At 33.2% G+C, this 7,711-nt stretch carries 6 protein-coding genes; 5 read left to right on the top strand and 1 reads right to left on the bottom strand.

The window, feature by feature from the left end; translation table 11 throughout:
- Window positions 1-358: 358 nt before the first annotated feature.
- Window positions 359-928 carry a phosphoribosylglycinamide formyltransferase gene (gene purN / locus HN894_16165; GenBank protein ID MBT7144859.1) on the top strand — a complete coding sequence of 190 codons (570 nt, stop codon included), beginning with the start codon at window positions 359-361 and terminating at the stop codon, window positions 926-928.
- Here the strand turns inward: purN and HN894_16170 are convergent.
- Window positions 925-2,193: a peptidoglycan DD-metalloendopeptidase family protein gene (locus HN894_16170; protein ID MBT7144860.1), complete on the bottom strand. Its 1,269-nt coding sequence runs from the start codon at window positions 2,191-2,193 to the stop codon at window positions 925-927. The two genes, purN and HN894_16170, sit on opposite strands and share 4 nt — an antisense overlap.
- 172 nt (window positions 2,194-2,365) lie before the next feature.
- Here HN894_16170 and HN894_16175 point away from each other — a divergent pair, with 172 nt between their 5' ends.
- The 4 genes from HN894_16175 (at window position 2,366) to HN894_16190 (ending at window position 7,540) form a co-directional block, all read left to right on the top strand.
- A complete protein-coding gene (locus HN894_16175; protein ID MBT7144861.1) occupies window positions 2,366-3,364 on the top strand; it encodes a hypothetical protein in 999 nt (332 codons plus the stop codon).
- 442 nt (window positions 3,365-3,806) lie between these two features.
- Window positions 3,807-5,312, top strand: a complete 1,506-nt coding sequence (gene accC / locus HN894_16180; GenBank protein MBT7144862.1) for an acetyl-CoA carboxylase biotin carboxylase subunit — start codon at window positions 3,807-3,809, stop codon at window positions 5,310-5,312.
- 103 nt (window positions 5,313-5,415) lie between these two features.
- Window positions 5,416-5,925, top strand: coding sequence for an acetyl-CoA carboxylase biotin carboxyl carrier protein subunit (locus HN894_16185; GenBank protein MBT7144863.1), 510 nt, complete (start codon window positions 5,416-5,418; stop codon window positions 5,923-5,925).
- Between the two features lie 79 nt (window positions 5,926-6,004).
- On the top strand, window positions 6,005-7,540 hold the full coding sequence (locus HN894_16190; protein MBT7144864.1) for an acyl-CoA carboxylase subunit beta: 1,536 nt from the start codon (window positions 6,005-6,007) through the stop codon (window positions 7,538-7,540).
- Window positions 7,541-7,711: the final 171 nt, after the last annotated feature.

Below are 7,711 nucleotides of genomic sequence, written 5' to 3' on the forward strand. Positions count from 1 at the left end.
TAAAAACATCTCTTTTTGCGATATTTCTATTTTTTTCATTTGTCTAATACAAAAGCATTTACTGCATGAAAGAAAATAGAAATCTCATCAAAAATTAATTATTTTATAAAAATTGCCTGTTTTCTTAGAACCACTATATAGTCAAAATCAATTTTTTGTTTTAGTAAAGCCTTGAAATAGCAAACTGATATTTAATGTATTAACTAAAACTTTAGCAAATATATTTATGATAAATAAAAGCCGGAAATCACCAATTTAGATTTCCGGCTTTTTTCATTTATGAAAACGAACAATAGATTTGTTTTTTCTAAAAAATGTATAAGTTTATCTAAAATTTTAATTTTATAAATTATTGATAATGAAACGAATTGCAATTTTTGCGTCCGGTTCTGGAACAAATACTCAAGCTATTATCGAATATTTTGGGAATAAAAATAATATTGAAATTGCATTGGTATTATCAAATAAAAAATCGGCCTACGTTCTCGAAAGAGCAAAAAAATATGGCATTGAAGCTGCAACTTTCAGCAAAAACGATTTGAACAATTCAATGCGAATTATCGAAATTCTAAAAGAGAAACAAATTGACTTGATAGTTTTGGCAGGTTTCCTATTGTTAATTCCGGAAAGTTTGATTCGACATTTTCCACGAAAAATTATAAATATTCATCCTGCACTTCTTCCCAAATATGGAGGAAAAGGTATGTATGGAATGAAAGTGCATCAAGCTGTAATAGAAAATTCAGAAATTGAAAGTGGTATTAGCATTCATTTCGTAAATTCAAAATACGATGAAGGAGAATTAATTTTTCAGGCGAAATGTAAAATAGACAGCTCTGATAATCCGGAAAGTCTCGCAAAAAAAATTCACCAGCTCGAATACGAACATTTCCCAAATACGATTGAACAAGTTTTGAACAAAATTTAAAAATAGAATAAACCTATATTAAAAATTTCGTTCTGATAAAGAGTTATCAATTCTTCAAACTGTTCAATATTTTGCTTTTTCACTGGCTCTACCGGGGGAGCTTTAATTTTTAGAGGATCTACTGCAGTTCCGTTTTTATAAAATCTGAAATCGAGATGCGGACCAGTTGCTAAACCGGAGCTTCCAACATATCCAATCACATCGCCTTGCTTTACATAAGCACCCTGATTCATCCCCTTTGAATAGCGCGAAAAGTGCATGTAAACAGTTGTATAAATACTGTTGTGTTTAATTTTTAGATAACGACCGCCACCATTTTTTTGGTATCCCTTTTTAATGATTACTCCATCGCCAATTGCCAAAACCGGTGTCCCTGCCGGAGCGGCATAGTCTATCCCATGATGTGGACGGCGAATTTTCAAAACAGGATGAAACCGGCTGTTAGAAAATTTCGAGCTAATTCGCGAAAACCTTAGTGGCGCTTTCAAAAATGCTTTTCGTAAACTATTTCCATTTTCGTCGAAATAGCTCATAGTATTATCTTGCTCAAACTGAAAAGCATAAAAATCGGTATTCATATGCCTAAAAACTGAAGTGTAAATGTTACTTATTCCTACCGACTGACTATCAACAAATTGCTCATCGTAAAGTATTTTGAAAGCATCTCCTTTTTGTATTCCAAAAAAATCTATCGACCAGGCATAAATTTCCGATAATTCAATTGCTAAAACCGGATTTAAATTATTCTCTTTTATTGCATTCCAAAGTGAAGATTCAATTCTACCTGAAGCTGTTTTTCTTCGGGTAATTATTTCCTTTTTCTTCATAAAAACTTCTATTGAATCTTTTAAATCGAATACCACATAGTCGATTGGTGAATGTTCATAAACAAAATAGTGGAGTTGCCTACTACTGTCTTTTTTGCAAAATGCAGTATATTTCTGATTGAATTTAATTTTTCGAAGATCGAATATTCCTTTTGATTTTTTCGCAATTTTGTCAATTATAAAAGCCGAAATATCATATTTTGTCAAAATCTCAGACAAATTCTGATTTCTTTTTACAATTCCATTAAATATCTCAAATGAGTCTATTGGAATTTCATATTTATAAATTGTAGGTTTTGGTTCTTGAATTACTTGTTCATTTTCTATCTGTAAATCGAGATTTGTAATTTCACTCTCGTAAAAATAATAGCATAGCATGCCCAAAACTAAAGAAACAATCCCAATTGCCAGAAAATCCTTTTTCAAAATAAAATCCATTTTTTTTTAATATAAAAAGACAAGAACGACATGTTTATATTTCTGGTATGAAATTCTCAAAAAATATATGTGGTAGCAAAAAATCACACTTCGAAAATGACTGTTTTTCATTGAAAAATGCAATAATTAAAAAATAACTAAATTTGAAAATTATTAATTAAAATTAGAAAAAATGAAAATTTTAAGAAAGATAGTAATTTGGTTAGTAGCAATATTTATCATTGTTTTTGGAATAACATTTGCTCTTCCTACCTCGGTTTATATGGAACGCTCAATTACTATTAATTCTCAGGCAGAAATTGTATTCGACCAACTAAACAATTTTAAAAACATGCAAAATTGGTCTCCCTGGCACGATATTGATACCACAACTATTTATACATACAACGAAATTCCGGAAGGTGTGGGTGCAAGCTACAAATGGAAAAGCAATGACCCTAATGTAGGATCAGGAATGATGACTATTATAAAAAGCAAACCTTTTGAATATATCGAAACCGAGTTAGATTTTAATCGCGGAAACACTTCTTTAGCCGGATACAAGTTAGAACCTGCCGGAGAATACACAAAACTTATATGGTGGTTCGCCCACAATTTTAGCAGCCAATTTGAAAGATATATGGGATTAATTTTCGAAATAATGTTAGCCCCTGATTACGAAAAAGGACTTGAAAATATTAAAGAAATATGTGAAAATATGCCATCAATTGAAAAAACAAAAATTGAAATTACTGATTTCCCAGGACAACTTTATATCGGGATTAAAGATAAATGCCCCATAAGCGAGATCGGGATCAAAATGGGTGAATTCTATGGAGAACTTATGGGATTTGTTCAAAAAACCGGAATTCAAATGACCAAACCACCATTTTCGGTTTATTTTTCGGAACCAACAGATGTTATTGAATTTGCAGCATGTATTCCTATCGAAGACGAAATTAAGACCGAAGGTAGAATTATAGTTGGTAAAATTAAAAAAGGGAAAATGGCTGTGGCAAAGCATTTCGGAAACTATAACCAATTACCTCTTACATATCAATCTATAACAAATTGGATTATGGAAAATAATAAAACAATTGTTGGGCCTTTATGGGAAGAATATATTACCGATCCAATGGTTGAAAAAGACACTTCGAAATGGCTGACTAAGGTTTATTTTCCCATTGAATAGAGTATTTGGAGATATTATTTCAAATATTCAAATTATCATCTGTGAATCTGTGGCAATTTGTCCGCAAATAATTATTTCGTATAGTTCAAGATTTAATATTTTCTGGCAAAAAAAATCAAATATCAGAATCAATATGGTTCTAATCTTTTCCCTTTTTTTTATTTGAACAATTTAATTTATTGCAATTATATAAAATTGATTTTTGGATATAGGATTTTATGATAATTTCAATTCTCAAGATTCAGTTACTGATGAGTTGAACACTACGATACATATAATATGCTATTTTTCAATATATTAGAAAATATTTCTTCACTATAAATTCGCAGGCATTTTCAAATTAAAATATCTACATATGTATATTAAAATAATTTTTCTATAATTGTACTTTATTACTTAAATTATTTTATGTTTGTTTAAATTACTAAATTTTTAGTTTAACATGATTAAAAAAATACTTGTTGCAAACAGAGGTGAAATTGCTATTAGAGTTATGCGTTCGTGTCGCGAAATGGACATAAGAAGTGTAGCTGTTTTCAGCGAAGCCGACCGTTCGTCTATGCACGTGCGTTATGCCGACGAAGCCTACTTTATTGGTCCTTCACCTTCATCGGAAAGCTATCTTAAAATTGACAATATAATTGATGCTGCCAAAAAATCGAATGTTGATGCAATTCATCCCGGTTACGGATTTTTGTCGGAAAATGCTGAATTTTCGAAACGATGTAAAAAAGAAGGAATTATTTTTATTGGACCTTCGGCAGAAGTAATTTCTGTGATGGGAGATAAAATTAGTGCTCGTCAAAAAATGGTAGATTCAGGAGTACCTGTTGTTCCCGGAAACAAAGAATGTATTTCGAGTGCAGAAGAAGCGATTAAGATTGTCGAAAAGGTAGGTTTACCGGTAATGATAAAAGCATCTGCCGGTGGTGGTGGTAAAGGGATGAGGCTTGTTAAACAAATGAGCGATTTAGCTAATGGAATTAGAGCTGCGAAATCTGAAGCACTTGCTTCATTTTCTGATGATTCGGTTTATATTGAAAAATATATTGAATCCCCTCATCATATCGAATTTCAGATATTAGCTGATAGTTTTGGGAATACAATTCATCTTTGCGAACGCGAGTGCTCTATTCAACGCCGACACCAAAAAGTTATTGAAGAGACTCCCTCACCGTTGATGACTGCAAAACTCAGAGATGAAATGGGAAAACATGCTATTGCTGCCGCAGAATCTGTAGCTTATGAAGGTGCCGGAACTGTCGAATTTCTTGTTGATAATAATCTAAATTATTATTTTCTGGAAATGAATACCAGACTTCAGGTTGAGCATCCAATAACCGAAAGGGTTGTTGGAGTAGATTTAGTAAAGCAACAAATAAAAATTGCAAATGGCGAAAAATTGCAAATTACGCAAGAAGAGGTTTCGCAAAACGGCCATGCTATCGAATGCAGGATTTATGCCGAAGACCCCGATAATAATTTCATGCCATACCCCGGATTGATCAAACATATTACTGAGCCACTCGGTCTGGGTGTCCGCCACGATGGTTATGTTTACGAAGGTTATGAAATTCCAATGTATTACGACCCAATGATTTCTAAACTGATAATTTGGGCAAATACAAGAGAAGAAGCCATTAAAAGAATGAAGCGTGCATTATATGCCTACAAAATTACTGGCGTGAAAACCTCAATAAAATTTCTTGAACGTATAATGAAAACTCCCGATTTTGTGAATGGAAAATACGATACCCATTTCATTGAAGACAATGAAGATTTTCTTATGAAAGCGGAAAAATGTGTAGCCGACTGCGAAGATGTAGCAATTATTGCAGCATTCATAGATTATACTGATAAATTAAAACCTAAAGAAACCGGGAAGACAAACGAATCTACAAACAATTGGAAAGAATTTGGAAGACGTAAAAATATTCTACGACTTTAAAAATTAAACCAAAAACGCTATTTATGGGAAATAGTTTCATGTATGAAAATACATTTCGACTACAAATTTCCCTTTTTAAAACAAATACAAAAAACTTAATATTATGTCATTAGAAATAAAAATAGGCGATAGAATTGCACAAATAGAGTTATTGTCTCGGCAAAATAATATTGTGAAAGTAAAAGTAGATGAAAAAATTTATGACATTGATATTCTTTTAGTTGAAAGAGGAGTTTATTCAATTCTTTACAACAATCAATCGCACAACATAGAGTTCTGCGAAAAAGGAGATCCAAAAAAATACACGATTAATACCTACTTAAATAGCTTTGATGTTGAGATTATCGATGCAGAAACAAAATATATTCAAAACAGAAAATCTGGTTCCGATGAAGGTGGTGAAAATGAAATAAGTTCGCCAATGCCCGGAAAAGTTGTAAAAATTCTTGTTGAGGAAGGCGAAGAAGTAAAAGCCGGACAAACAGTAATTATAGTTAGTGCAATGAAAATGGAAAGCGAGTATAAAGCTGCAAACGATGGGATTATCAAAAAAATATTTGTTGAGGAAGAAGAAACTGTGGATGGTGGTCAGATTTTATTAGCAATCGAATAAAAAAACATTATTTTTAACAATAGCTGACAAACATTACATTAAACATTAATAATTCATAATTTATAATTCATAATTAACTATGTCATTATTAGAAAAGAAATTTGAGAAATTTGAAGAGTTAAACAAAACTGCCGAACTTGGAGGTGGTGAAGCAAGAATTGAAAAACATCATAAGGGAGGAAAAAAAACTGCGAGAGAACGAGTAAGCATCTTGTTCGATGAAGGTACTTTTGTAGAGTTAGACAAACTGGTTACTCACCGCACATTCGACTTTGGTATGGAAAAAAATCGGATATTAGGCGATGGTGTAATTTCCGGCTATGGAAAAATTGACGGAAGATTAGTTTATGTGTTTGCTCAGGATTTCACTGTATTTGGAGGAACTTTAAGCAGAGCTAATGCCGATAAAATAATTAAAGTGATGAAAATGGCACTGCAAAACGGTGCACCAATTATTGGTCTGAACGATTCGGGAGGTGCTCGAATTCAGGAAGGGGTGCAAAGCCTTGGCGGTTATGCCGACATTTTCTATTTAAATGTGATGACTTCCGGTGTAGTTCCGCAAATTTCAGCCATTTTAGGACCCTGTGCAGGAGGTGCGGTTTATTCTCCGGCTATGACTGATTTTATTATGATGGTGAAAAATAGCAGCTATATGTTTGTTACCGGTCCCGATGTAATAAAAACAGTTACTCACGAAGAAGTAACAAAAGAGGAACTTGGGGGAGCAATGACTCATAATGCTAAAAGCGGGGTTGCACATTTTACTGCCGAAGACGACGAACAAGCAATGATGATGCTTAGAGAACTGATGAGCTATCTGCCTTCAAATAATATGGAAGATCCTCCAATAAAAACATGCACTGATGATATTACGCGTGAGGACGAGAAATTGCAAACCATTGTTCCGGACGATCCCAACAAACCATATGATATGAAAGAAATTATCACAACAGTTGTTGATGAAAAAAATTTCTTTGAAGTACAACCTCATTATGCGCAAAATATAATAATCGGATTTGCCAGATTGGGTGGCAAACCTGTTGGGATAGTAGCCAACCAACCCGAGTATCTTGCCGGAGTTTTAGATATAAATTCTTCGACAAAAGCCGCAAGATTTGTTCGATTTTGCGATGCCTTTAACATACCTCTTATAACTTTCGTTGATGTACCCGGATTTTTACCAGGAACTACTCAAGAGTTTGGTGGCATAATTAAGCACGGAGCAAAATTACTTTATGCTTTTTCTGAAGCTACTGTTCCAAAAATTACTGTTATCACACGAAAAGCATACGGTGGAGCATACGATGTAATGTCGAGCAAGCACATTGGTGCAGATCTTAACTATGCATATCCAACTTCCGAAATTGCAGTAATGGGCTCAGATGGAGCAGTTAGCATTCTTTACCGTAACATTTCGGAAGAAGACCGAAAAGAAGCAGTTGAGAAATACCGCGACACATTTGCAAGCCCATATAAAGCTGCTGAGTTAGGTTATGTCGATGAGATTATTTATCCTAAACAAACACGCTTAAAACTTATTCAGGCATTGGATATGACTAAAAATAAAAGCAAATCGAATCCTCCTAAAAAACATGGGAATATTCCGCTTTAAGAATATCATTTGTTGATGAATTATGATAACTAATTAGCCGGATAAAGCAAAGTATCAGCAAGCTACATTTTTATTTGGCAGCCATGAAAAAAGTAGGATAGAATTACATTTTGGTAGCGTAAAAATACCCTGTGGGTTTTGAAAACCCGCAGGGTCTAATGCAAGATTCTA

It is taken from the genome of Bacteroidota bacterium (genome assembly GCA_018692315.1).
Taxonomy (GTDB): Bacteria; Bacteroidota; Bacteroidia; order Bacteroidales; family JABHKC01; genus JABHKC01.

Bases quoted from the DNA above. Each gene is read 5' to 3' on its own strand.
- accC (MBT7144862.1), top strand. From the start codon at position 3,807: ATGATTAAAAAAATACTTGTTGCAAACAGAGGTGAAATTGCTATTAGA.
- HN894_16175 (MBT7144861.1), top strand. From the start codon at position 2,366: ATGAAAATTTTAAGAAAGATAGTAATTTGGTTAGTAGCAATATTTATC.
- HN894_16185 (MBT7144863.1), top strand. From the start codon at position 5,416: ATGTCATTAGAAATAAAAATAGGCGATAGAATTGCACAAATAGAGTTA.
- purN (MBT7144859.1), top strand. From the start codon at position 359: ATGAAACGAATTGCAATTTTTGCGTCCGGTTCTGGAACAAATACTCAA.
- HN894_16170 (MBT7144860.1), bottom strand. From the start codon at position 2,193: ATGGATTTTATTTTGAAAAAGGATTTTCTGGCAATTGGGATTGTTTCT.
- HN894_16190 (MBT7144864.1), top strand. From the start codon at position 6,005: ATGTCATTATTAGAAAAGAAATTTGAGAAATTTGAAGAGTTAAACAAA.